At 36.3% G+C, this 23,796-nt stretch carries 22 protein-coding genes; 6 read left to right on the top strand and 16 right to left on the bottom strand.

Going from position 1 to position 23,796, the window contains the following annotated elements:
- Nucleotide 1 precedes the first annotated feature (1 nt).
- Both ACH2AZ_RS01975 and ACH2AZ_RS01970 read right to left on the bottom strand, forming a co-directional pair.
- Nucleotides 2-592 (bottom strand): pseudouridine synthase, encoded by a 591-nt coding sequence (locus ACH2AZ_RS01975; protein WP_394906406.1) that lies wholly within the window; start codon nucleotides 590-592, stop codon nucleotides 2-4.
- Nucleotides 592-2,115: a helicase HerA-like domain-containing protein gene (locus ACH2AZ_RS01970; protein WP_394906405.1), complete on the bottom strand. Its 1,524-nt coding sequence runs from the start codon at nucleotides 2,113-2,115 to the stop codon at nucleotides 592-594. The genes ACH2AZ_RS01975 and ACH2AZ_RS01970 overlap by 1 nt, the downstream gene beginning before the upstream one ends.
- Nucleotides 2,116-2,242: 127 nt before the next feature.
- On the opposite strand from ACH2AZ_RS01970, the gene ACH2AZ_RS01965 reads away from it, so the two are divergent.
- A complete protein-coding gene (locus tag ACH2AZ_RS01965; protein ID WP_394906404.1) occupies nucleotides 2,243-3,091 on the top strand; it encodes a DUF2911 domain-containing protein in 849 nt (282 codons plus the stop codon).
- Between the two features lie 45 nt (nucleotides 3,092-3,136).
- Here the strand turns inward: ACH2AZ_RS01965 and ACH2AZ_RS01960 are convergent, their stop codons facing one another.
- Together ACH2AZ_RS01960 and ACH2AZ_RS01955 are read right to left on the bottom strand one after the other, a co-directional pair.
- Complete coding sequence (locus tag ACH2AZ_RS01960; protein WP_394906403.1) at nucleotides 3,137-4,813, bottom strand: sodium:solute symporter; 1,677 nt, start codon at nucleotides 4,811-4,813, stop codon at nucleotides 3,137-3,139.
- A gap of 98 nt (nucleotides 4,814-4,911) precedes the next feature.
- Nucleotides 4,912-7,416: a PIG-L family deacetylase gene (locus tag ACH2AZ_RS01955; protein WP_394906402.1), complete on the bottom strand. Its 2,505-nt coding sequence runs from the start codon at nucleotides 7,414-7,416 to the stop codon at nucleotides 4,912-4,914.
- A 52-nt stretch (nucleotides 7,417-7,468) separates the two neighbouring features.
- On the opposite strand from ACH2AZ_RS01955, the gene ACH2AZ_RS01950 reads away from it, so the two are divergent.
- A complete protein-coding gene (locus tag ACH2AZ_RS01950; protein ID WP_394906401.1) occupies nucleotides 7,469-7,966 on the top strand; it encodes a GTP-binding protein in 498 nt (165 codons plus the stop codon).
- Here ACH2AZ_RS01950 and ACH2AZ_RS01945 read toward each other — a convergent pair.
- The 5 genes from ACH2AZ_RS01945 to ACH2AZ_RS01925 all read right to left on the bottom strand — a co-directional run bounded on the left by ACH2AZ_RS01945 (nucleotide 7,963) and on the right by ACH2AZ_RS01925 (nucleotide 11,356).
- Nucleotides 7,963-8,511: a mechanosensitive ion channel domain-containing protein gene (locus ACH2AZ_RS01945; protein ID WP_394906400.1), complete on the bottom strand. Its 549-nt coding sequence runs from the start codon at nucleotides 8,509-8,511 to the stop codon at nucleotides 7,963-7,965. The two genes, ACH2AZ_RS01950 and ACH2AZ_RS01945, sit on opposite strands and share 4 nt — an antisense overlap.
- A 71-nt stretch (nucleotides 8,512-8,582) precedes the next feature.
- Nucleotides 8,583-9,173 carry a Maf family nucleotide pyrophosphatase gene (locus ACH2AZ_RS01940; RefSeq protein WP_394906399.1) on the bottom strand — a complete coding sequence of 197 codons (591 nt, stop codon included), beginning with the start codon at nucleotides 9,171-9,173 and terminating at the stop codon, nucleotides 8,583-8,585.
- A complete protein-coding gene (locus ACH2AZ_RS01935; protein WP_394906398.1) occupies nucleotides 9,173-10,102 on the bottom strand; it encodes a geranylgeranylglycerol-phosphate geranylgeranyltransferase in 930 nt (309 codons plus the stop codon). The genes ACH2AZ_RS01940 and ACH2AZ_RS01935 overlap by 1 nt, the downstream gene beginning before the upstream one ends.
- The gene (locus tag ACH2AZ_RS01930; RefSeq protein WP_394906397.1) at nucleotides 10,092-10,610 is read right to left on the bottom strand and encodes a KdsC family phosphatase; all 519 of its coding nucleotides are present in this window, start codon (nucleotides 10,608-10,610) and stop codon (nucleotides 10,092-10,094) included. The genes ACH2AZ_RS01935 and ACH2AZ_RS01930 overlap by 11 nt, the downstream gene beginning before the upstream one ends.
- The gene (locus ACH2AZ_RS01925; protein ID WP_394906396.1) at nucleotides 10,607-11,356 is read right to left on the bottom strand and encodes a Rossmann-like and DUF2520 domain-containing protein; all 750 of its coding nucleotides are present in this window, start codon (nucleotides 11,354-11,356) and stop codon (nucleotides 10,607-10,609) included. Before ACH2AZ_RS01925 ends, ACH2AZ_RS01930 begins: the two co-directional genes overlap by 4 nt.
- A 127-nt stretch (nucleotides 11,357-11,483) precedes the next feature.
- On the opposite strand from ACH2AZ_RS01925, the gene ccsA reads away from it, so the two are divergent.
- Together ccsA and ACH2AZ_RS01915 are read left to right on the top strand one after the other, a co-directional pair.
- Nucleotides 11,484-14,723, top strand: coding sequence for a cytochrome c biogenesis protein CcsA (gene ccsA, locus ACH2AZ_RS01920; protein WP_394906395.1), 3,240 nt, complete (start codon nucleotides 11,484-11,486; stop codon nucleotides 14,721-14,723).
- A 9-nt stretch (nucleotides 14,724-14,732) separates the two neighbouring features.
- Nucleotides 14,733-15,062 (top strand): DMT family transporter, encoded by a 330-nt coding sequence (locus tag ACH2AZ_RS01915; protein WP_394906394.1) that lies wholly within the window; start codon nucleotides 14,733-14,735, stop codon nucleotides 15,060-15,062.
- A 100-nt stretch (nucleotides 15,063-15,162) separates the two neighbouring features.
- On the opposite strand, the gene fumC is transcribed toward ACH2AZ_RS01915, so the two are convergent.
- Nucleotides 15,163-16,557, bottom strand: a complete 1,395-nt coding sequence (gene fumC, locus ACH2AZ_RS01910; protein ID WP_394906393.1) for a class II fumarate hydratase — start codon at nucleotides 16,555-16,557, stop codon at nucleotides 15,163-15,165.
- Nucleotides 16,558-16,853: 296 nt separating this feature from the next.
- Between fumC and ACH2AZ_RS01905 the strand changes: the two genes are divergently transcribed.
- On the top strand, nucleotides 16,854-17,033 hold the full coding sequence (locus tag ACH2AZ_RS01905) for a hypothetical protein (protein ID WP_147862718.1): 180 nt from the start codon (nucleotides 16,854-16,856) through the stop codon (nucleotides 17,031-17,033).
- A gap of 146 nt (nucleotides 17,034-17,179) precedes the next feature.
- On the opposite strand, the gene ACH2AZ_RS01900 is transcribed toward ACH2AZ_RS01905, so the two are convergent.
- The 5 genes from ACH2AZ_RS01900 to prfB form a co-directional block, all read right to left on the bottom strand.
- Nucleotides 17,180-19,684, bottom strand: coding sequence for a TonB-dependent receptor domain-containing protein (locus tag ACH2AZ_RS01900; RefSeq protein ID WP_394906392.1), 2,505 nt, complete (start codon nucleotides 19,682-19,684; stop codon nucleotides 17,180-17,182).
- A gap of 142 nt (nucleotides 19,685-19,826) precedes the next feature.
- Nucleotides 19,827-20,180 (bottom strand): hypothetical protein, encoded by a 354-nt coding sequence (locus ACH2AZ_RS01895; protein WP_394906391.1) that lies wholly within the window; start codon nucleotides 20,178-20,180, stop codon nucleotides 19,827-19,829.
- 71 nt (nucleotides 20,181-20,251) lie between these two features.
- Complete coding sequence (locus ACH2AZ_RS01890) at nucleotides 20,252-20,677, bottom strand: hypothetical protein (RefSeq protein ID WP_394906390.1); 426 nt, start codon at nucleotides 20,675-20,677, stop codon at nucleotides 20,252-20,254.
- Between the two features lie 63 nt (nucleotides 20,678-20,740).
- Complete coding sequence (arsC, locus tag ACH2AZ_RS01885; protein WP_394906389.1) at nucleotides 20,741-21,082, bottom strand: arsenate reductase (glutaredoxin); 342 nt, start codon at nucleotides 21,080-21,082, stop codon at nucleotides 20,741-20,743.
- A 63-nt stretch (nucleotides 21,083-21,145) separates the two neighbouring features.
- Nucleotides 21,146-22,247, bottom strand: a protein-coding gene (gene prfB / locus ACH2AZ_RS01880; protein ID WP_394906388.1) for a peptide chain release factor 2 whose coding sequence is annotated in 2 segments (ribosomal slippage) — nucleotides 21,146-22,180 and nucleotides 22,182-22,247 — 1,101 coding nt in all. Because the reading frame shifts where the segments join, the coding sequence is not laid out codon by codon here.
- 93 nt (nucleotides 22,248-22,340) lie between these two features.
- Between prfB and ACH2AZ_RS01875 the strand changes: the two genes are divergently transcribed.
- Nucleotides 22,341-23,372: a threonine aldolase family protein gene (locus tag ACH2AZ_RS01875; RefSeq protein WP_394906387.1), complete on the top strand. Its 1,032-nt coding sequence runs from the start codon at nucleotides 22,341-22,343 to the stop codon at nucleotides 23,370-23,372.
- A 46-nt stretch (nucleotides 23,373-23,418) separates the two neighbouring features.
- Here ACH2AZ_RS01875 and ACH2AZ_RS01870 read toward each other — a convergent pair whose 3' ends face one another.
- A complete protein-coding gene (locus tag ACH2AZ_RS01870; RefSeq protein WP_394906386.1) occupies nucleotides 23,419-23,733 on the bottom strand; it encodes a YbaB/EbfC family nucleoid-associated protein in 315 nt (104 codons plus the stop codon).
- Nucleotides 23,734-23,796 lie beyond the last annotated feature (63 nt).

Genomic DNA, 23,796 nt, shown 5'->3' with positions numbered 1-23,796 from the left:
CTTAGCGGGAAGCAAATTCCGCTTCAAGCGAAGAAGTGATTTCTTGCACCTCACCGGCATCCATCTGCTCTAATTTGGTATTTCCTACCCGTACCCTTACGAGGCGTAGAGTGGGAAAACCAACGGCAGCTGTCATTTTTTTTACCTGTCTAAACTTTCCTTCATTGATACAAATTGACACCCAGCTTGTAGGGCCGTGGCGTTCATCTCTTATTTTTTTTGCACGAGGTGGGAAATTTGGTATTTGCTCCAATTTATATGCTTTACAAGGTAAGGTATCGTACGGCTTTCCCTGAATACTAATACGCACGCCGTTTTTAAGTTGCTCTAATGCGGTGGGGGTAATGAGGCCATCAACCTGAACATAGTATTCTTTTTCTACGTTTTTAGACAAAACAGCAAAACTCATTTTACCATCGGTTGTTAATAAGAGTAAGCCTTCAGAATCTAAATCTAAACGACCAATCGCCATGGTATTTTCTGGGAAATCAAAGAGTTCACCTAGCATCTTTTTCTTTTTAGCTTTAGGCTGATTGGTGATAAACTGACTTAAATAACCGTAGGGTTTGTATAACTTAAAATGTCGATGCATTATTTAAAAGCTTTATTGAGTATACTCATTACCCCACGAATAAAGGTGGCGCTTGTTAGCACTTTTAATACTGCTTTTGTAGTAGCCGATTCGCCGGTTTTTCGAGTTTGCTTTTTAGCCACTTCTTTGCGTTGCTCTTGTGCTTTTTCAAGTTGTTCTTGTTGGCTTGCTTTTTCTATTTTTTGATTTAAAATCTCATATGCACTTTCTCGATTAATTGACTGGTTGTATTTGGCCACCAAACTAGAGCTTTTTACTAATTGTTCAATTTCGTTTTCTTGTAACACATCCATTCGGCTCATAGGGGCACGTAACATAGTAGCCGCTAGGGGAGTGGGTTTACCCTTTTCATCGAGTGCACTAATAAAAGCTTCACCAATTCCCAATTGTGTAAGGGTCTCTTCGGTTTTATAAAAAGAAGAAATAGGGTAATTCTCTGCCGTCAATTTAATGGCTTTACGATCACGTGCGGTAAAGGCACGCAAAGCATGTTGAACCTTAAGCCCTAGTTGACTTAAAATTTCTTTGGGTACATCGGTTGGGTTTTGGGTTACAAAAAACACACCTACTCCTTTAGAACGGATGAGTTTAATGATGCTCTCAATTTGCCCCATTAGTGCATCACTAGCTTCTTTAAAAACCAGATGCGCCTCATCGATAAAGATGGCCAATTTAGGTTTGTCTGCATCACCTTGTTCGGGAAAAGTAGAATATACTTCGGCTAAAAGACTTAGCATAAAAGTTGAAAACAATGCCGGTTTATCTTGTATGTCGGTGAGTCGTATTATGTTGATATAAGCTTCTCCTTTACTGTTAAAGCGCATTAAGTCATTTACATCAAAAGAAGGTTCGCCAAAGAAAAGGTCAGCTCCCTGTTGCTCTAGGGCAACAATTTTTCTAAGCATGGCACCTGTTGATGCTTTAGAAACACTACCATAAATTTCTTCAAATTCGGTTTTTCCTTCTTCGGTAATAAAGCGAAGCATTTTTTTAAGGTCTTCTAAATCCAGCAATGGCATTTTATGGTCATCACAATATTTAAAAATAATAGCCAAAATACCCGTTTGGGTATCGCTAAGGTTTAAAATGCGAGACAATAAAACCGGTCCGAATTCGCTAACCGTCGCACGTAACTTAACGCCCTTTTCACCCGATAGTGATAATAATTCTACAGGAGACGATTTTGGGGTAAAAGGGTAGTCGATTTGTTCGTGACGTCCTTTTAATTTATCGGCTATAGGCGAAGCTTGTGCCAAACCACTAAGGTCACCTTTTAAGTCCATTAGCAAAACCGGAATCCCTTTTTGACTCATATTTTCAGCCAAAATTTGTAAGGTTTTAGTTTTTCCAGTACCGGTGGCACCCGCAATTAATCCGTGTCTGTTGAGGGTTTTAAGGGGGATTTTAACCACAGCATCGGCTATGGGTTTTTCATTTAGCATACCGGCACCTAAAAAAATTGAATCTCCTTTGCAGTTATATCCTTCTTGTATTTCTTGTATAAAGTTAGCTTCGTTGTTCATGGTAGTAGTGAATTGTAAGGCGAGTATACTAAATTTTAAGACAATTTTGATAAGATATCATTAAAAAATAATCAAAAAAAAGCGCTGATTTGAGTATTATTGTAGTTATAACTAAAAAATAAAAAAGATGAAAAAATTATTTTTACTAGCAACCGCTATTTTGCTTAGTTTTCAAGGTCATGCCCAGTTGCAAACCCCTCAGCCAAGCCCAAAGAGTAGCCTAAAACAAAATGTAGGTTTAACCGAATTTAATATTGATTACTCAAGACCCTCGATGCGCGATAGAGAGGTATTTGGAAATTTAGTGCCTTATGGTAAGATGTGGCGAGCTGGAGCTAATCAAAATACGGTCATTAGCTTTAACACTATGGTCAACTTTAACGGTACCGAATTAAAACCGGGTAGTTATGCTATCTATGTAACTCCACATAAAAAATATTGGGAAATCTATCTGTACAACGATACCAGTAATTGGGGGTTACCACAAAATTGGGATGAGAGCAAGGTGGTGGCAAGCTTAAAAGCCGAAACACACAAAACAGCCAACACACAAGAAACTTTTACAATTTACTTTAGCGACTTGCACAATGATGGAGGAAACTTGGTGATGCATTGGGAAAACACAATGGTAAAATTACCTGTGCAACTTCCTACCCAAGAATTAACCATGAAAAACATAGAGAAGACCTTAAACGGACCTACGGCTAATGATTATTATGCAGCTGCGAATTACTATTATGAGTCGGGTAATGATATCAAACAAGCTCTTACTTGGATTGGTAAATCTGTAGAAATGCAAAACGGAAAAGCTCCTTTTTGGGTTTTACGCAAGAAATCTTTAATTGAAGCCAAAGCGGGCCTTAAAGAGCAAGCAATCGAATCAGCCAAAGCTTCTTTAGCGGGTGCTAGAAAAGCAGGTAATGCCGATTATATAAAGATGAATACCGATTCTTTAAAAGAATGGGGAGCTATGTAAGGATAAGCCTTCCTGAAATAATAAAAACAAACTAAGTTCTTTAACTTAGTTTGTTTTTTGTTTTATGGTGGTTTGTAAAAGAATGGCCAATCCTACTACTAGCGCCGCTCCAAATAGGTTGAGCCATAAATAAGGCATCCAATCGAGGTACCAGCCAATCAACACTATAATTTGGGTTATGATTGCAGCGATAAAGGTTGCTTTACTCTGCACATAATTAACAAAGAAAGCCAATAGAAATATTCCCAATACGTTTCCATAAAAAATAGATCCGATAATATTGACCAATTGAATTAAGTTATCAAACAAATCGGCTGTGCAAGCTACACTTATAGCAAAAATCCCCCAAAATAATGTAAATAATTTTGAGGCTAGGAGGTAATGCTTATCGCTTTTTTCTGTTTTTATGTTGCGTTTGTATAAGTCGATTACCGTGGTAGAGGCCAAAGCATTTAGCTCAGACGCCGTAGAAGACATGGCAGCCGATAAAATAACGGCCAGTAGCAGGCCAATTAAGCCTTTGGGGAGGTTATGAAGAATAAAATGTATGAAAACATAATCTTTATCGTTGGTTTGTAATTTTTCGTCACTAGCTTTTATTAAAGCATTAGCACGTTGGCGTATGTCTTTTTCCTCGCTAAGCAATTCATTAAAAACCAATTTATTCTGACCAAAATGCTTTTCATCCTGCGAAAGGGCAAGGGCTACTTGGGCTTTTTCTTGTTCTATAGCTTTTAGCTCTGCTTTTAACTGATTATATTGTGGACCTTGACTTGATTGCAATACCGCTTCTTCGGCAGCTGGATTAAAGTTTAAAGGGGTAGGGTTGAATTGATAGAACACAAAAACAAAAACACCTACCAACAAAATGAAAAACTGCATAGGTACTTTTAAAAACCCATTAAAAATAAGTCCCATTTGACTCTGTTTTACAGAATTAGCCGTTAGGTAGCGTTGTACTTGGCTTTGATCTGTTCCAAAATAGGATAGTGCCAAGAAGGTTCCACCAATAAGGCCCGACCATAAGGTGTACCGGTTTTCAAAATCAAAAGAAAAGTCGAGCACCTCAAGTTTTCCAGCAGCTCCAGCAATATCAAGGGCTTGTGAAAATCCAACAGCATTTGGTAAATAATCTATCAGTAAAAAGAAAGCAGTGAACATACCAATAAAAATCACTCCCATTTGTTGTTTTTGGGTTACCGAAACTGCTTTGGTTCCACCAGAAACTGTATATAGAATTACCAAAATACCAATAATGATGTTAAGGGTATATAAATCCCAACCCATTACAGCAGACAATACAATAGATGGGGCATAAATGGTGATACCTGCAGCCAGACTGCGCTGAATTAAAAACAGGCCTGCGGTAAGGCTACGTGTTTTTAAATCGAATCTACTTTCTAAAAATTCATAGGCGGTATACACCTTTAAACGATGGTAAAGTGGCACGAAAACCATACTTATAATTACCATGGCAAGGGGTAAACCCAAATAGAACTGCACAAAACCCATCCCGCTGTGAAAAGCTTGACCAGGAGTAGACAAAAAAGTTATGGCACTGGCTTGTGTTGCCATCACCGAAAGGCCTACCGTCCACCAGCGTGCTTGATTTCCTCCCTTTAGATAATCATTTACATTTTTACTGCCTTTGGTTTTAAAATAACCAAAAAGTACGATAAAAGCTAAAGTACCTACCAGTACGGTTATATCTAATGGATGCATACTAACTAAAAGATTTCATAAAAACATAAAATAGGATTACGTATAGCAAATTTGCAAGCAGCAATAAACTATATTTTTGTTTCCAAACATATTTAGGTTTAGTTTTCTTCATTTTCTAAGGCAATTAAATTAGCTAATAATCTGTAGGCACCGGGCACTCCAGCAGGCAGTTCTCTAAATAAACTCAAACCGGTATAAATATAATAGCCCTTACCATAAGGTGCTACCAATAAAGCACCCTGTGTTTGCGACTCGTTGGGGTCTCCCATACTAAGAATTGGCGTAAAACGATCAGACCAAGTATTGGGGAAGTATAATCCGCGTTCTTGTACCCAGTTGTCAAAATCACTTTTTTCTAAGACATTGGGGGTATTTAAAACCGGATGGTTTTTATCGATAAAAGTTACTTTGGCATTTTCATCGGTTACTCGATCTCTACTTAATTGCAGCGGATAAGGTGCTAATTCCTCGGTCACTAATCCGCGGCTAGTGTTGTATTGCACAATTAAGTTACCACCGTTTTTTACATAATCAAATAACCAATAATTTTTAAATTTTAATTCGGGTAAAACATTAAATGCTCTAATCCCCAATAGAATAGCATCATATTGCTCAAGTTTTTGCGCGCTTGTAAGCTGATCTAAATGTAACAGATCAACCTTATAATTCATTACTTTTAAAGCTTCGGGTACGGCATCGCCAGCACCAACAAGATAGGCTATTTTTTCAGCTTTTGTTTTTAAATCTAAACGATTAAGCTTCAATTCGGCTGGTTCTAACAAGACTTGTTTAGGAATATGCGGATAATCGATAAACGAAACCGTGTAGGGATAATTTTTATTTTGGTGCTTAAATGATATCTTTAATTGCGCTTGCGCGGAATGCTTTGGAGGAAATACGCGTAGTTTTACGGTTTTGATTTCACCCTTTTCTTTAAAATGAAGATTTTTATTTTCGCTGGTATATTTCCAGTTTTCGGGTAAATCAAAGATAAGTTCGCCCGTTATATCTTTGCGAAAAGCCTTTAATTCAACTTGTATGTCCTTAGGTGTATTTTCGGCAAAAATAAGCTGTTTATTAGGTAAGCCTATACTAATAGGCGGCACAACATAAAAAGGTTCAAAAACTTCGCCTGCAATTGGATCATTGTATTTATAAAGTACAGGAACTTTGTATTGAATTGTCTCCTGTTTAATTTTAAATTGATAAGTCACTTCAAAAGCTGCATTTGTTTCGGGTAAACCGATTAAAGAGTCATTCGGAACTTTATACAACCCAAGGGATGGCTTTTTATTTAGCCAATAAGGGTTACTATAGGCCGTTTTTGCGGGTATCTTGGCGCTTACCGTAGTATGAAAGGGTTGGTTGGTGCTTAGTTGATGATTTAAGGTTTGATTTACCCCCAAACCTTTAATCCAAAACTTTTCAAGGGTAAGCGGAGAACCGCTTCGTTGTGTAACCTCAAATCGTAAATTAAGTTTGTCTTGTGGTGTAGCCAATGCCTTTTGGGTTACATTCTCTAAATATAGCCCTGCACAAGCGGCAATAATATTATCTAAAGCTTTTAATTTTATATCTTTCCAATGTTTGTTTTTTACCGTTTTAATTTTTTTTCTTAGGTCTATTAATGCTTCAATACTTTTTTCAGGGGCGGTGAAATCATAATTTTGAATGATTTTATCGAGTTGTTTTTGAACCGATTTCCCATTTTCTAAACCTGACCAATGCGTATTTATATCCTCAAAAATATCGTTTGACTGCAAGGGCTTACCATAAACCAGTTCAAGGTATTCGGGTTGCTGACCTCGAATAGGTGTGTTTCCAAATCCTTGAGATTTGTGCTGACTTCGGCTTTGTGATGCAATCTCTGTATTAGATTTCCCTGTAATGGATGAATATAATCCTTTATCAAGTTTAATCATATTCGATTTATCAGCTGCATCAAATTTTTCTTGGCTTCCATAAAACCACCAAGAAGTATTAAAAAATACGCGTTTCACATGCCAAGTCGGAAAATTAAAACTAGATTTTAATTTATAGTGTGGGTCTGCAGCTTTTTTTACCGCTTCTAAACTCAAAATTGCCGAGGCCGTATGGTGACCGTGAGTGGTGCCTGATGTACGGTGGTCAAAACGATTGATAATAATATCGGGTTTAAACCTTCTAATGGCTAATACCACATCGTGTAAAATTTCGGGTTTGTTCCAAAAGGAAAAAGTTTCTTCGGGTGTTTTTGAATAACCAAAATCATTTGCCCTTGAGAAAAACTGCTGTCCGCCATCAATGGAACGCGCAGCAATTAATTCTTGGGTACGAATTAAGCCTAATTTTTCTCGAAGTTCAGGACCAATCAAGTTTTGCCCACCGTCACCTCGAGTGAGCGATAGGTATGCCGTTTGCACTTTTTTATGATTAGCAAAATAACTTATTAAAGCGGTATTTTCATCATCGGGATGTGCTGCAATGTATAAAACACTGCCTAATACGTTAAGTTGTTGTATTTTTTGATATATTTCGGACGAATTTAAAGCAGATTGGTATTGCGCAAAGCTTTTACTTAGCAATAGTAAAAAGACCAATAAACAAAGTTTGCCTTGTTTCATAGCGTTTTTTTTGCTCGAATATACTATTTTTTCGCTTTTATTACAGAAGCCTATGGAGTTAAACAACCAAATTGTTTTACGTCCTCGATTTAAAGAGACGATAAAATTACCGCTGGAGGAGGTGATTAAACGGTTTGTTGAGCAAAAAACTAAACAATCTCGTTATAAAATTGTGTATTTTGATGAACATGTTTTTATTAAATTACCTAAAAAAGAACAGCATTTTTGGTCACCGCAATTGCATTTAGAACTTAATAAAGATGAAGAAAAAACCTCAATTCACGGTTTTTTTGGTCCCAATCCTTCGGTTTGGACACTTTTTATGTTTGCTCATCTCATACTGGCTACCGCCTTTTTGGGTTTATTAGTATGGGCTTACACCCAGTACAATCTAGGTAACTCTTATTTTTGGCAGGTTTTTTTAATGATACTCATCGTATTCTTTTGGGTGGTTTTATACTTTGGTGGGCGTTTAGGCCGAATGAAGGGAAGACCCGATATGGAAGCTATGTTTCAGTTTTACCAAAAAACCTTGGGTGTAGCTGGTTAATCCACAAAATCGGAATTGTTTTTATCGAGTAACGCGTCTTTTTGAATGAGCGAAACCGGTTTTTGTAAAATCAAGTTATTTGGATACGTAATCAATTCGCCGTTCTCGAGTCTTAGGTAAAGATGAAAAGCTTTTATATCTTCAATAATTGCGGGTTCAGCAATAAAATCTTTATCGTGAATTTTGATGCGATCACCAATGCGGTAAGGAAAGGAGAAAAACATAATTATACCCGAAGTGATATTGCTTAAAATAGACCAAATAGCAAAAAGCGCAATACCAATAACTGCAAAAATAGACGAGAACAACAACGAAATCTCTTGGATCTTAACACCCCAAGCAACCATCAATAAGAAGATGGCTAAAAAAACAATGAACACATTGATATAGCGAATAATAAGTCTAAAACGAGCCTGATGGATCGCCTCTTTTTGGTAAATTTTATGCGTAGCCTTGTTGAATAAGTATTTTAATATTCCTAAAAAGATAAGAATACCAAGGGTTATAAAAAGCTCTCTTTGGTAGGTGTTAATATAGTTGTGCATGCCGTTAATCATTTAACCAAAGGTATTGCATTCAGTTCAACTACAAAATAGAATTAATACTTCGCTAACAATTAAAATTGCAACAAGTTTTTATAAAGTAAATGTACCGGTAAACCTAAAACAGTATAATAAGAGCCTTCTATACCTGTAATACCTATTTGTCCTATCCATTCTTGAATACCGTATGCTCCCGCTTTATCAAAAGGTTTAAAAGTATTCACGTAAAATTCAATTTCTACGGACGTAAGCGATTTAAAATTTACCTGTGTCATGGCAGAAAAACAGCATGATTTTTGGTTTGATTTAAGAAAAACAGAAGAAATAACTTGATGTTTACGACCCGAAAGTAATTCTAACATTTTGATAGCCTCTTCTTTATCTTTGGGTTTTCCTAATATTAACTGATCGATGGCTACTACAGTATCTCCAGTAATTAGGATCTCTGAATCTTTTAAATGGTCAAAAGCATTTGCTTTTAATTTTGCTAAGTATTCTGCAGCCTCTTTTGGTGGAAGATGATCTGGAAATATCTCTTCTACGGGTTTTAATTCAATCCGGTAAGGTAGACCTAAATCGGTTAAAAGCGCTTGTCGGCGTGGTGATCCCGAGGCCAATATTATTTGCCTATCTTTTAGTTTTTGTTGTAAACTTAAATTAGCCATTAGCTGTTGTGTATAAATCCGTAAAGTAATAAAGATAAAACACCTAAGCCCATGGTTATTTTGAGCAGTAAACTCAGTTGTCTAAAATCCTTTTTTGAGTTGGCAGAAGGAACCTTAACTACAAAAAGTAAAAGCGGCAAAACTAGGCCAATAAGGCTGTAGGTTAAAACAAGTGTATTTTCATAAAAATAAGTTAGCACATAATATACCAAACCAACTACTGCGAGACATCCCAATGCAAACAATATTATATTGGTTCGTTGTTTGCCCAATACCAAAGGTAAAGTTTTAAACTTCATTTTATGATCACCTGCTATGTCTTCTTGGTCTTTTACGATTTCTCTGATTAGGTTAACGACAAAAGCAAAGACTGCGTAATCTGTTAATATAGAGAAGAAAAATTTTTGTAAACTTTGGTTTTGAGGAGTTATAGCCGGCATTAAATCGAAAATAGCCGGTAAAATAAAGACCAGAGCTACCAGGGCGCTTATTAAGATATTGCCAATTAACAAATACGATTTTAACGTAGTGGCATATAAGTAAAGCAAGCCCGAACTACCAATAAAGAGCATGGTAAATATGGGTTTGCCAATAAGATTAGCTAAATAAAATCCTAACAGAATCCCGAGAACATTAAAAAGCAGAAACCAATTGAATGCGGTTTTCTCAGAAATTAAACGCCCCACGATTACGTGTTTGGGTTTATTTACTTTATCGGCAACAACATCTTGTATATCATTAATTATATTACCGGCCGCAGCAATAAATACGGAAGAAGCGATTAAAAGGCTATATCCGAACCAATTTAGCGTAATAGCTACAGGGTATGCTTCTATAGAAAATAAGCTGAACTTAATAATAAATAAACACGAGGCAATTAACAATAAATTGGGCCAACGAATGAGGTTGAAAAAAGCTTTAATTGGCATGTTGGTCAATTTTAATCCATTTGTTTTGTACCTTCATTACCTGTTCAATTAAGTCGCGTACGCATCCTTGGCCGCCATTTTTATGAGAAATATATTTTGCAATGGATTTTACCTCGGGTACTGCATCTTGTGGGCAAGTTGGTAAGCCTACGCGTTGCATAGGAGATACATCGGGTATGTCATCGCCCATATAAGCCATTTGATTTAAGTTCAGTTTATATTCTTTTGCTAATTGTTCTAACACCTCTACTTTATTCTCAATTCCTAGATAAACTTGTTTAATGCCCAAACCATTTAGCCTTTTCTTAACTGCCTCATTTTTACCACCAGAAATTATACAAACTTGATAACCGGCATCTATTGCTCTCTTTAATGCATAACCGTCTTTTATATTCATGCTCCTTAGCAATTCACCGTCGTGAGCAATATGTACAGTACCATTGGTAAGTACGCCATCTACGTCTAAAATAAAGGCTTGAATATGATTTAAAATTTCTTTGTAGTTCATAATTTATGCGTGTTTTGAATGGCCCGTGAAAGCAGGCTATAAATTTCTTTTTCTTCTGGTGTGCTTAAAAGTTTTAAGTGTCTTTGCATGGTTTGAGTATCTTGTCTAAGAGCAGGTCCGGTTTGTGCTTCTATAGCAGGCGTAGTTTTAATCTTTGTCGCTGTTTCTTGAATTAACGGATGCAATATTTCGAAATCTAAATTATTCGCCTGGCAAATTTTTTGAGCCATAGCATACATTTGATTCGTGAAATTATTGGCAAAAACAGCCGCTAGATGCAAATATTTACGTTGCTCTGTTGTTACGCTATAAACCTGGGTGCTTATTTTTTTTGCCAGATTTTCAATGGTATCAAAAGTTTCACGATTATCAGCTTCTAAACATAGTGGTACTTGATTAAAGTCGATTTCTTTTTGACTAAAACTTTGCAGCGGATAGAATACAGCATTATTTTGCCCGTGCTTTTGCAACCCTAAGCTACCCGATGTATGTGCGATGGTAGGAAAAATAGAGGCAATACTAGAAATAAGTGGAGCAATGGCATCGTCTTTTACCGCTATTAAGGCTAAATCGGCACTTTTTAAATCGCTAATTTCAGAAGTGGTAGGAGCAATAGATTCAAAAGCCTTTAGTTTTGTTTTTGTTCGGTTGTAAATCTGCGTGATTTTTACGCTATTTGTGTGCGATAAAACCCTAACAAGTTGACTTCCAACTCTTCCCGTTCCTATGATGCAAATTTCAAGCATGGGGCTAAAATATTAAAAGTTTCTTGCATTAAAAAATTAAAATAATGCCTACAATAAGTTATGAAAAAAGCAGTAAAAATAACTTTAAAGGTGGTAAATTTGCAGTGTTTATAAAAAAATGACTGCTATGCAAAATAAACTGGCCAAAATTCTTTTTTCTACACGTACAATGGCCTTCCTCTTTATCGCATTTTCTGTAGCCATGGCTGTAGGTACTTTTGTTGAAAATTCATATTCTACTGCTACAGCTCGAGCATGGATTTACAATGCTTGGTGGTTTGAAGCTATGATGCTGATTTTTGCCTTGAATTTTATCGGTAATATTAAGCGTTATCGCTTGCTACGAAAAGAAAAATTAAATACGCTACTGCTACACCTCTCTTTTATTTTGATAATAATTGGAGCCGGGGTAACAAGGTATATTGGTTATGAAGGTGTAATGCCCATTCGTGAAGGCGAGACAAGTAATATAATGTTATCTGAAAAAACCTATCTTTCTGTCTTAGTAGATGGTGAGGTAGAAGGAGAGCATCTTAGACGAACCGTTAATTTACCTTTGACTTTAGCCCCGAAGGTAGATAATAAGCAAACATTGAGTACCGATTTTAAAGGTCAGCATATTGAGTTTGCAGTGACAGATTTCATTCACGGTGCCGAAGAAGGGCTCATTGAGGATGAAAATGGTAAGAATTACTTAAAAATAGTTGAAGCTGGAGGTGGCGATCGACACGATCATTATTTAGAAGAGGGCGAAATTACCTCAATTCATAATGTACTTTTTACGTTGAACAAGCCTACCGACGGAGCCATTAACATCATTATCAATGATCAACAACAAAGCATCTCAACTCCTTTTGAGGGGACTTATATGCGCATGGCCGACCAGAAGCAAGGAAAAGTTGTAGTAGATTCTGTACAGCCGCTTATGATGCGTTCATTATACCAGATGGCGGGAATGCAGTTTGTTTTTCCGGATCCCATGGTAAAAGGAAAGTATGATGTTAAAGCCTCAGAAAAAAGAGTAGATAACCAACAAGATGGTGTGGTTTTAAATGTAAGTACCCAAGGTGAAACCAAAGAGATTAAGTTATTAGGGGGTAAGGGTTACCTGAACGATTATAAAAAACTAGAAATTGGTGATTTAGAGGTTTATTTGCGTTATGGAAGCAAAGAATATCAGTTGCCTTTTTCGCTTAAGCTGAATGATTTTATTGCTGAAAAACATCCGGGTACTGAGGATAATCCAACTCCTAGTTATGCTTCTTTTAAAAGTAAGGTAGAAGTGATAGGTGAGGACGAAAGATTTGATTATGATATTTATATGAACCATGTGCTCGACTATGAAGGGTATCGCTTTTTCCAAGCTTCATTTAATCCAGATGAAAAAGGCACCATTTTGTCAGTGAACCATGATTGGTGGGGAACTTGGATTACCTATATCGGTTACTTCCTGCTTTATTTAGCCATGATGATTTTATTGTTTGAACCAGGATCTCGTTTTGGAGAGTTAACTAAAAGATTAGAGAAGTTAAAAGCCAAAAAGGCTAAAATAACCATAATCGCTTTGCTATTTGGTTTAACCTCATGGGCACAAGAAAATCATACGCACCACGAGGCAGATTTAGATAGTATAGCACAAGCAGCTGCTGAGGCTACACCGCCCAACGAAGAACATAGCCATATGGATATGTTAGAAGCTATGATGCCTAAAAAGCGAATTGACTCTATCTTAAAAGCTACACAAGTTTCTAAAGAGCACGCCGATAAATTCGGGCATTTAGTAATTCAGGATGCGGGTGGTAGGATGAAACCTGTAAACACTTTTTCTTCAGAATTGCTTAGGAAACTCAGTAAAAGCAACAATTATGAAGGTCTAAATCCAGATCAAGTGTTTTTCTCCATGACCGAGAACCCAGCTTTATGGTATAATGTTCCTCTAATAGCTATAAAAGCCAAAAACGATAGCTTGCATCACGTAATAGGAATAGAAGAAGGTGCCTCTCATGTACGTTTAGCACAATTTTTTGATGCAAGAGGTAACTATAAATTAGCTCCTTTTTTAGAAGAAGCCTATCGCGCTAGCGTTAAAAACCAATTTCAAAAAGATTACATCGCTGCCGATGAAAAAGTAAATTTATTATATAGTGCCTTAGAAGGCAGGATATTACGTATTTTTCCGATACCCAATGCAGAAAATAATAAATGGGTTTCTTACCCAGAGGCTATTAAAGGTGAAGGCATGTTTACTGGGGTAGATAGCTTGTATGTTACCAATATATTGCCCCTTTATATGCAAACCATTCAAGTGGCTAAGAAAACCAAAGATTACTCCAAAGCTAATGAAGTTTTAGAGAGTTTAGTAGGGTTTCAGAAAAAATTCGGATCAGAGGTATTACCCTCCGAAAATAAAATTAAAGCAGAGGTACTTTATAATAAATATGATGTATTTAGGAACTTGTTCTGGATGTATATGATTGCAGGTATGGCGATGTTTCTATTTGTGGTAATTGCAATTTTCAAAAAACATAAGGCTTTACCAGTACTCATAACCGTATCTAAAGTTGTAATTGTTTTATTGTTTTTGCTTCATACCGCTGGCTTAATAGCCCGTTGGTACGTTTCGGGTCATGCTCCGTGGTCTGATGCTTATGAGAGTATAATTTATGTAGCCTGGGCAACCATGTTTTTTGGCTTGGCTTGGGGCCGAAAGAGCGATTTAACTACTGCTTCAACGACATTTGTTACTGCAATGATTTTAATGGTCGCCAATTTAAACTGGTTAGACCCAAGTATAGCTAATTTACAACCTGTATTAGATTCTTATTGGTTGATGATTCACGTGGCGGTAATTGTCGCCAGTTACGGTCCATTTACCTTGGGTATGATTTTAGGTTTGGTGGCCCTCTTGTTAATGATTTTTACCAACGAAAACAACCGTAAGAAATTAGGCATAAATATAGAGGAAATAACGATTATTAATGAGTTAGCACTTACCGTAGGCTTAGTATTATTGACCATTGGTAACTTTTTAGGTGGTCAATGGGCCAATGAAAGCTGGGGTAGATATTGGGGTTGGGATCCTAAGGAGACTTGGGCTTTGATAAGTATTATGGTTTACGCCTTTGTAATACATATGCGCTTGGTTCCTGGTTTGCGCGGTAGATTTATATTTAACTGGGTGGCTGTACTCGCGTTCGGTTCTATTTTAATGACTTATTTTGGTGTTAATTTTTATCTTACAGGATTACATTCTTATGCCAGCGGAGATCAAATTATTAGTTATCAATTTATAATTGGTGCTTTCGTAGCTTGGCTCATTTTAGGCCATTTTGCTTACCGGAAGTATAAAAAGTTCTATAAAAAATAATATCAATAAGTGAGTTGGATATTTTTAATTCTAGGTGGCTTGTTCGAGGTGGGTTTTGCTTCGTCTTTAGGCAAGGCACAACAAAGTAGTGGTAACGAGGCCATATATTGGTATGGAAGTTTTGTTATTTGCTTGTGCTTAAGCATGCTATTATTAATAAAAGCAACACAAGAATTACCAATAGGTACTGCCTATGCAGTTTGGACAGGTATAGGCGCTGTTGGGACGGTATTTGTAGGAATTTTTTATTTTAAAGAGCCTATAGATTTTTGGCGTATCTTTTTTATTAGTACGCTAGTGCTTTCCATTGTTGGACTTAAATATGTCTCAAACACTTAACTTTAATAAAAAATACCGCTGAAAATTTCAGCGGTATTTTTTATTAGTTTAGCTAATAAATACTTTTTCCAAAAGTGAAAAAGTCCTGCTCACTATTGGATTATATTTCTCCAACCATATCTTCCGGTTTTACCCAAGCGTCAAACTCTTCGGCTGTGGTATATCCTAAATTAATGGCTTCTTCTTTAAGTGTTGTGCCATTTTTGTGGGCGGTATTGGCAATTTCTGCAGCTTTATAGTAACCAATTTTTGTATTAAGGGCTGTTACCAGCATTAAGCTATTTTGTAATAGCTCATCTATTCTTGCTTGGTTTGGCGTGATGCCACTAACGCAATGTTCTTCAAAAGAAACACAAGCATCTCCCAATAATTGAGCGCTTTCTAACAAGTTAGTCGCCATAACAGGTTTAAAGACATTCAGCTCAAATTGACCTTGCATACCGCCAACGCTCATTGCCACATCGTTACCAATTACTTGAGAACATACCATTGTTAACGCCTCACATTGGGTAGGGTTTACTTTGCCTGGCATGATTGAAGAACCTGGCTCATTAGCTGGGATATTGATCTCGCCAATTCCACTTCGAGGTCCCGAAGCTAACATTCTAATATCGTTGCCAATTTTGTTTAATGAAACGGCCAATTGTCTTAATGCACCGTGTGTTTCTACGAATGCATCATGAGCTGCTAAGGCCTCAAATTTATTTTCAGCCGAAGTAAACGGTAATTCGGTAAAATCGGCGATGTATTGAGCTACCTTTTCAGCATAGTTTTTAGGTGTATTTAATCCGGTACCAACCGCAGTACCACCTAAAGCTAATTCACCTAAATGTGACAGGCTATTATTCAATGCTTTTAAACCATGGTCCAGTTGAGAAACGTAACCGCTAAATTCTTGCCCTAGTGTTAGGGGGGTAGCATCCATAAAATGAGTTCTACCAATCTTTACAACTTTTTTAAACTCTTCTGCTTTTGCATTTAAAGTGTCGCGTAATTGTTTGATACCAGGTAGGGTTACCTCTATAATTTTTTTATAAGCGGCAATATGCATCCCTGTGGGGAAGGTATCATTCGAAGATTGAGATTTGTTAACATCATCATTTGGCTGCAGTGTTTTCTCACCTTCACCTATAGTTTTACCGGCCAATTGATGTGCTCTATTAGCAATTACCTCGTTTACATTCATGTTGCTTTGCGTTCCCGATCCAGTTTGCCAAATAACTAAAGGGAATTGATTGTCGTGTTTTCCTGCTAAAATTTCATCACATACTTGAGCAATTAAATCTCTTTTTTCTTCTGATAAAACACCAGCTTCTGCGTTGGTGTAGGCAGCGGCTTTTTTTAGATAAGCAAAACCATATATAATTTCTAATGGCATTGATGCAGGTGCGCCAATTTTAAAATTATTTCTTGAGCGCTCTGTTTGTGCTCCCCAAAGTTTATCTGCGGGTACTTGCACTTCGCCCATCGTGTCTTTTTCGATTCTGTATTTCATTTGGAAGTATTTTGAATTTTGCAGCACAAATTTAATCAATTCAGACTTGATTTACCTTTGTTTTTTTAAATAAAGCCTTTAAGCTTGACAAATAGACAAAGTTTTGTAGAATGCTTAAACTTTTATAATTGAACCAGTTTTGCTCAATATAATTAGACTCATTTTGTGGATAATCAAACCTACTATATTTGGGTTGATGCCAAAATTAGCAGGTCTATTTATTTTTTAACTTTTTGTTGGAAATAATTTGTAATTATATGTATCTTTGAAAAAATTCTTGAAATTTAGAAATTATGATGTTCGAATTCGACCAGTGGTTAGGTTTTTTAGCGTTTGCGGTTATTGGTTTAATCGGTTTTTGGTTAATGCTATTTTTATTAACTTTTGTAGTACCTTATTGGATAGGAGGTTCTCTTCTAGAGCGTTTTAAAGAGAAAAAAGAAGCAAGGAAAAACAGAGAAATGATTGAGGAGTAAATCGCTCTAAAAATCTTTATTTTATATCAATGAGCTTGTCTTTTAAAAAGACAAGCTTTTTTTATGGTACGTGATGAAATACCAATGAAAATAATAAACCCCTTAGTTTTGCTAAGGGGTTTTATGTTTTTTAGAAAGTTGGAAACTTAAAATCCGCCCTCCTCGTCCATATCCATTCCACCTGAGTTACGTTGACCGTTTCTGCGCCCGTTTTTAGGCTGATTGAATCGGTAAATTAAACCTAAGGTAATTTGTCTTTCCCTCCATTGAAATTCAGAATCAGATGTGAAATAATTTGTATCTAAACTATTTTCTTGGGTGTTGGTGAAAGACCTTCTTTTGCGACTATTGAGTAAATCGCTAACATTTAAAGAAAGTGTAGCTTTGTCTTTGATGATTTCTTTACTAAAGGCCAAATTTAGACTAAAGATACCATCGGTTTCGATAATTGCTGTTTCTCTGGGACCAAAATAAAACCCTGTAGTTTGCCATTCTATATTCGCAGGTAAGGTAACTTTAGAGCTAAAACGCGCAAACCAGCTGGTGTTTTTGGCATCATAATTTACTCCATTAAAATCTCCTTTTGTATCGGATGCAAATAAATTAAAACTTCCATTTAATCTCAACCATCTTTCTGGATTGTATATTACGCCTAACTCTCCACCAAAGCGCTGTTCGGTTGATAGATTAATTGGTAGTGTTCGAATAATTTTTACTCCGTCTTGAGTAGTTTCGCCCGTTTCTTCCTGAATTCTGTTGAATGCTCCAGTTTCGCGTTGGTAATATACAGAAGAAGTTAACGTAAGTTTATCCCATTGCTTAAGGTAACCTAAATCGAAAGCATCTGAAAAAGCTGGATCTAAATCAGGATTACCTTGAAAAATATTGGTTCTACTAGAACGAGAAGGGAAGGGGTTGATAAACCAACCGCGCGGTCTGTTAATCCTACGGTTATAACCTAAAGATATGTTTTCATTTTCCCCTAATTCATAAATAAGATTAATGGTAGGGAATAACTCTAGATAATCTTTTTCAAAATTGGTATCTACGTTTATTCCTAGCGCTTCTTCTAAGGCTTGTTCGTCGCCAAACTCAGAAAAAACTTCTCCTTTTAATAAGGTATGCTCTAAACGCAAGCCAAGCAAGAATGAAAAGTCACCAAATTTATTTCCGTATTGTGTGTAAATGGCGTTTACATTCTCGGTATATTTGAATAAGTTGGTTAATCCTTTGTCAATTTCGAATTGATTGGTGTCAAAATTAAAACGCTCTAAATTATAATCTGTATCGGTGTTTTCAAAAGTTCCTCGGTAACCCGCTTCAAATTGTGCTTCCCCCATAGGGAGCACATAATCTACTTGAGCTAAGAATTGATTTTGTTTTTCGTTTTCAAAGATTCTCTCTTGGTCTAGAATATCTTCATTGGGTTCTAAGATATTTTCTATAATACTTGTAGGTTTATCTTCATTGTCAAAAGAATATTGAAAATCGGCGGTTAATTTATGGCCCTTATCATCAAATTTATTCTGATAATTTAATGAGAACTGGTAACTAGCATCTTCTTCCTTTTCAATTTCTTTTCGTTCGGTTCTATTCACTAAATTGTTTTCGAAAAATCGTGAAGTTTTATTGGTGCTAATGTCTTTGTCGTCGCCCCAACGCATAAAAGCGCTACCAGTTATAGATGAACTTTCGGTAAGAAAATATTCCATACCAATATTGGTATTGATTCCTTTTCTTCTACGGTCATACTCTCTATCTTCTAGTGTGTTATCTACGCTTACATCATCGCCAAAATATCGGTTATTAAAGTTGGCGTTTCCTGGTGATTCTCTATAGTAAACTCCCGTGGTATTAAACACATTAAACTTATCGGTTCTTAGGTTTACGTTGGCCGATAGGTTACTATTTGTTGGATAACCTACGTTTGCTGTGATTGATCCATTAAAACCTAGGGTTTTTTCTTTCTTCAAAATAATATTTAGAATACCTGCACTTCCTTCGGCATCGTAGCGGGCAGAGGGGCTTGTAGTTACCTCAACACGCTCAATCGCATCTGCAGGTAGTTGCTGAAAAACATCGGTATTTCCAAATCCGGCCATAGCCGATGGTTTACCATTAATTAAGATTCGAACGTTTTCATTTCCGCGTAAGCTGATACCCCCTTCAACATCTACAGATACAGAAGGAACGTTATTTAATGCATCGCTTACAGTAGCTCCCTGGGTAGTAAGATCTTTACCTATATTGTATATTTTTTTATCTAACCGAATATCTACTTGGGTAGTCTCGGCGCGAACGACTACCTCATCGAGCGAATCTGATTTAAGGCCTAAACTTACCGTACCCATTTTTGTATCTTTATCAATGGTACGGTTGTTATATTTTTTGGGTTCAAAAGAAATATACTCAACCACTATATCATAAGTACCTTCTTTAACCTCAAACTTAAAATTACCATCATAATCGGTTACACCACCTTGGGGGGGTAGGTTCCCTTTTGTATCTTTAAGAGTAATAGTAGCATATTCTAGTGGTATCCCGGCATCCTTATCGACTACCTTTCCTGAAATCTGATAATTTTTTTGTGCATAACCTAAGCTACAAGCTATTATAGCAAATAAGGTTAGTAATTTTTTTTGAAGTTTCATGAAGTTACAATTAGCTGTTTATTGTTTTGTTTATGTGTGTAAGACCTTTTAAGCATTGAAAGGTTTAATTATACTTTCATAAAAAAATCATAAAGCCACTCGAAGTGGCTTTATGATTTTGCAAATGAACTATTTAAGTAATTTACTTTTTATTTTTTTCTAATATCATTGATACATATTGGTTGTACTGAGCATCGGTTAGAATATTACGCATTTCGAGTACTTCATTTTGTTTTAAAGCCAATATGGCTTTTTTCTTTTCTTCTGGACTAATTGAACTCTTAATAATTTCTTGTTCTCTAACTCCAAAATTTTTAAGTTTTAAAGTTATGAGGCTTTCTTGTTTCCCAGTTAGCGCCAATTTGTTTTTCAAGATTTGTACTTCCTTTTCAACTTGTTGCTCAATTTGTGGTGTTACTTCACTTGCCAATACTTGCTGCGCTTGCATATTAAATGCCAAAAACCCAATTAGTAATAAACTAATAATATTTTTCATAATTTAAATTTTTATGGTAATTTAATAAAATACAGGCGCTTAGCTCGTTAAAACTCCGTTAATTCCATTGGTCAAAGTTTATTCATTTGTCCCTGGGTTCTTATTTTATCGGCATTTTCAACTCCTTGCTGTTGGCGCAGTTTTTGGCGTTGATCTTCTTGATAGCGCATGAAAAAATTAAATTGATATCGCGTGAGAATATTGGCAAATTCGCCCGTCAGGGTTGCGTCAATCCTATCATACATGGCTTTTTTTCGTGCAGCACTCCAAGTAGTTTTTTCAATTTTTTGCTTCTGTACTTCGTGTACCATTAAAGCATTGCGAACCATTAGGCGTTCATCTGGACCTAAAGCTAAGAGCTTAGCAATTTTTTTAGACTCAGCATCGGCCTTTTTTTTTATCTTAGGAGTAGCCTCCATTAATAAAAGATGATGCTGAGCTTGTAAGCCAAGACTTAATAAACCGAAGAATAGAAAAAATGCATACTTTTTCATCATAAACATTTTAAATATTAAACGCTTAAAGCTAACAAGTTTTGTCCATAAAATTTACTAAAACAATTATAAAAATTCTTTTATTTTTTCTGGTGGTCTAGCAATTATCGCTTTGTCTTTTTGCATAACAATTGGTCGTTGAATTAGTTTCGGGTTATCATGCATTGCTTTGATAATTTGATCTTTACTTAATTCTTTACCTTTAAATTCTTCTTTCCAGATTTTTTCGTTTGTTCGTATTAGGTCGATAGGATCACAACCTAGAGCTTGTAAAAGATCTTTAATTTCTTCTTCACGAAGGGGTTGGTTTAGGTATTTTACAATTTGAAAATCTTGACCAGATTCCTGTAAAATGGCTAAGCCTTCTCGAGATTTACTGCATCTAGGGTTATGGTAAATTTTAATCATTTTATTTTTTTTATAAAAATTATATAAGTCTGATAGGGGGAATATAATAAGAATTTTGCTTTATTACAATTTCTCTTTTTGCCCCATAAGCATAAGATATGCTTTTAGAAAGGCATCTAGGTCACCGTTCATCACCGCATCAACATTTCCGGTTTCCTCTCCCGTTCGCACATCTTTCACCAGTTTGTAAGGGTGCATTACATAATTACGAATCTGCGAACCCCATTCAATTTTTTTCTTGCTAGCCTCAATACCTTCTCTTTGCTCTAACTGTTTTTGTAGTTCAAGCTCATACAATTGTGATTTCAGCATTTGCATTGCTCTTTCACGGTTATCATGTTGCGATCGTGTTTCTGAGCAACTTATCTGTATTCCCGTGGGGTGATGAACCAGCTGCACCTTGGTTTCTACCTTATTTACATTTTGTCCGCCTGCTCCACTAGAACGTGCAGTTGTAATTTCAATATCGGCGGGATTAATGGTAATTTCAATAGAATCATCTACCAACGGATAAACGTAAACCGATGCAAAAGAAGTATGTCTTTTCGCATTACTATCAAAGGGAGAAATACGAACTAAACGATGTACACCATTCTCACCCTTGAGCCAACCAAAGGCAAAGTCGCCTTCAATTTCTAGAGTAACGGTTTTTATTCCGGCTACATCACCATCTTGATGGTTCAGCTCTTTAATTTTGTACCCGTGCTTTTCTGCCCACATTATATACATCCGCATAAGCATTGAAGCCCAGTCGCAACTCTCTGTTCCGCCTGCTCCTGCTGTTATTTGCAATATAGCGGTGAGATCATCGCCTTCATCAGAAAGCATATTTTTAAATTCTAAGGTTTCAATTTTATCAAGACTCAACTCATATTTTTTAAGTAACTCATCTTGGTTTGCTTCTCCTTCTTTATAGAACTCAAATAAAATTTCTAACTCTTCGGTTAATTCTTTTATTTCTTCAAAATCTTGAACCCATTTTTTTTCTTGATTTAAAGCTCGAACCACTTTTTGAGCTTCTTGGGGTTTGTCCCAAAAATCTGGTGCAAAGGTTTTTTCTTCTTGGTTGCTTATTTCAATTCTTTTGGCATCTAAGTCAAAGATATTGGTTTAAGGCGGTTACACGTGTATTGAGTTCTTTTATGTTGTCTTGGGTAATTTGCATGACTTTACGGATTTATTTTTTTTCAAATTTAAAATTTACCAAGCTTTTTAAAAATGTTTTCATCACAATTCTTACTTTTAACTAAAAATAACGATGCGAATAGATTTGAAAAGCGACACGGTTACCCGACCAACGCCTAACATGTTAGAATACATGCTCAATGCTCGGGTAGGAGACGATGTATATAAAGAAGATTACAGCGTAAATGAGTTAGAAGAAAAAGTGGCGGCACTTTTTGATAAAGATTGTGCTCTATTTTTTCCTAGTGGCACTATGGCCAATCAAGCCGCAATAAAATTACATACCCAACCTGGTGAACAGCTTATTTGTGATAAATGGGCCCATGTTTTTAATTATGAAGGAGGAGGGGTTGCTTTCAATAGTGGAGTTTCGTGTAAATTAATAGGTGGCGATCGCGGAATGATCACTGCCAAGCAAGTAGAAGAAAGCATAAATCCACCCGATTTTTATCACAGTCCACTTAGCGCTTTGGTCTGTCTTGAAAACACTACCAATAAAGGGGGAGGTGCTTGTTATGATCTAGATGAAATAAAAAAAATTAGAAAAGTTTGCGATCAACATCAATTAGGTTTACACTTAGATGGCGCTCGCTTGTTCAATGCCTTAGTAGCCACTGGTCAACAGCCAACCGAGTATGGGAAATTGTTCGACACCATTTCAATTTGTTTGTCAAAAGGATTAGGTGCGCCTATGGGTTCGGTTTTGGTTGGCGATGTAAAATGGATGAAAAATGCTATTCGAGTACGTAAAGTTTTAGGCGGAGGTATGCGCCAGGTAGGTTATATGGCGGCTGCAGGAACTTATGCATTAGACCATCACGTAGCTCGACTTGCAGAAGACCATAGGCGAGCCAAAGAGTTGGGTGCTTTGCTGTTAAAAGCTAGCTATGTAGCTAGAGTTGAACCGGTAGAAACCAATATTGTTATCTTTTACCTAAAAAACTCAATGCCTGAACAAACCTTTTTGCAAGCCATGAGAGAAAAAGAAATAGGTCTTAGTTCCATGGGCCAAGGTAAACTCCGTTTAGTAACGCACCTAGATTATACCCAGGAGATGCACGAGTTTGTTCTGCAAGAACTCGAAAGTTTGAATACAAGGGTTTAATAAGAAAAAGAGGCGCTAAGCGCCTCTTTTTTTGTTTTCTAGTTTATTATTTGAACATATCCATTCCTGGAATATTAGGCATACCTTGTTTGGCTACTGCAGCAATCTCGGCCTCGTGCATATCGTTTGCTTTTTGAATTGCCTTGTTAAGCGTAAGAATAAGATAATCTTCTAATTGCTCCTTGTCTTCAACTAATTCATCAGCAATTTCGATTTGTTTAATTTCTCTAGCTGCAGAGATGGTTACCTTTAACAAATCATCTGTAGTAGACTCTTGTAAACTAACATTTTTAAGACGCTCCTTGGTCTCTTCAACTTTTTTCTGCGTTTCCTGCAGTTTATTCATCATATCTCCAAACATAACTTACTTTTTTTATGTGGTGCAAATTAATAAATTTAACCTAATAATATGATTAAGAATTTA

This window comes from uncultured Mesonia sp. (genome assembly GCA_947499595.1).
Lineage (GTDB): Bacteria > Bacteroidota > Bacteroidia > Flavobacteriales > Flavobacteriaceae > Mesonia > Mesonia sediminis.
The sequence above is the reverse complement of the archived record's forward strand: the minus strand, read 5'-3'. Positions and strand labels throughout refer to the sequence as shown.

Bases quoted from the DNA above. Each gene is read 5' to 3' on its own strand.
- ACH2AZ_RS01935 (WP_394906398.1), bottom strand. From the start codon at position 10,102: ATGCCAATTAAAGCTTTTTTCAACCTCATTCGTTGGCCCAATTTATTG.
- ACH2AZ_RS01945 (WP_394906400.1), bottom strand. From the start codon at position 8,511: ATGCACAACTATATTAACACCTACCAAAGAGAGCTTTTTATAACCCTT.
- ACH2AZ_RS01960 (WP_394906403.1), bottom strand. From the start codon at position 4,813: ATGCATCCATTAGATATAACCGTACTGGTAGGTACTTTAGCTTTTATC.
- arsC (WP_394906389.1), bottom strand. From the start codon at position 21,082: ATGATTAAAATTTACCATAACCCTAGATGCAGTAAATCTCGAGAAGGC.
- ACH2AZ_RS01955 (WP_394906402.1), bottom strand. From the start codon at position 7,416: ATGAAACAAGGCAAACTTTGTTTATTGGTCTTTTTACTATTGCTAAGT.
- ACH2AZ_RS01900 (WP_394906392.1), bottom strand. From the start codon at position 19,684: ATGAAACTTCAAAAAAAATTACTAACCTTATTTGCTATAATAGCTTGT.
- fumC (WP_394906393.1), bottom strand. From the start codon at position 16,557: ATGAAATACAGAATCGAAAAAGACACGATGGGCGAAGTGCAAGTACCC.
- ACH2AZ_RS01870 (WP_394906386.1), bottom strand. From the start codon at position 23,733: ATGTTTGGAGATATGATGAATAAACTGCAGGAAACGCAGAAAAAAGTT.
- ccsA (WP_394906395.1), top strand. From the start codon at position 11,484: ATGCAAAATAAACTGGCCAAAATTCTTTTTTCTACACGTACAATGGCC.
- ACH2AZ_RS01890 (WP_394906390.1), bottom strand. From the start codon at position 20,677: ATGATGAAAAAGTATGCATTTTTTCTATTCTTCGGTTTATTAAGTCTT.
- ACH2AZ_RS01950 (WP_394906401.1), top strand. From the start codon at position 7,469: ATGGAGTTAAACAACCAAATTGTTTTACGTCCTCGATTTAAAGAGACG.
- ACH2AZ_RS01965 (WP_394906404.1), top strand. From the start codon at position 2,243: ATGAAAAAATTATTTTTACTAGCAACCGCTATTTTGCTTAGTTTTCAA.
- ACH2AZ_RS01895 (WP_394906391.1), bottom strand. From the start codon at position 20,180: ATGAAAAATATTATTAGTTTATTACTAATTGGGTTTTTGGCATTTAAT.
- ACH2AZ_RS01940 (WP_394906399.1), bottom strand. From the start codon at position 9,173: ATGGCTAATTTAAGTTTACAACAAAAACTAAAAGATAGGCAAATAATA.
- ACH2AZ_RS01930 (WP_394906397.1), bottom strand. From the start codon at position 10,610: ATGAACTACAAAGAAATTTTAAATCATATTCAAGCCTTTATTTTAGAC.
- ACH2AZ_RS01875 (WP_394906387.1), top strand. From the start codon at position 22,341: ATGCGAATAGATTTGAAAAGCGACACGGTTACCCGACCAACGCCTAAC.
- ACH2AZ_RS01925 (WP_394906396.1), bottom strand. From the start codon at position 11,356: ATGCTTGAAATTTGCATCATAGGAACGGGAAGAGTTGGAAGTCAACTT.
- ACH2AZ_RS01905 (WP_147862718.1), top strand. From the start codon at position 16,854: ATGTTCGAATTCGACCAGTGGTTAGGTTTTTTAGCGTTTGCGGTTATT.
- ACH2AZ_RS01970 (WP_394906405.1), bottom strand. From the start codon at position 2,115: ATGAACAACGAAGCTAACTTTATACAAGAAATACAAGAAGGATATAAC.
- ACH2AZ_RS01975 (WP_394906406.1), bottom strand. From the start codon at position 592: ATGCATCGACATTTTAAGTTATACAAACCCTACGGTTATTTAAGTCAG.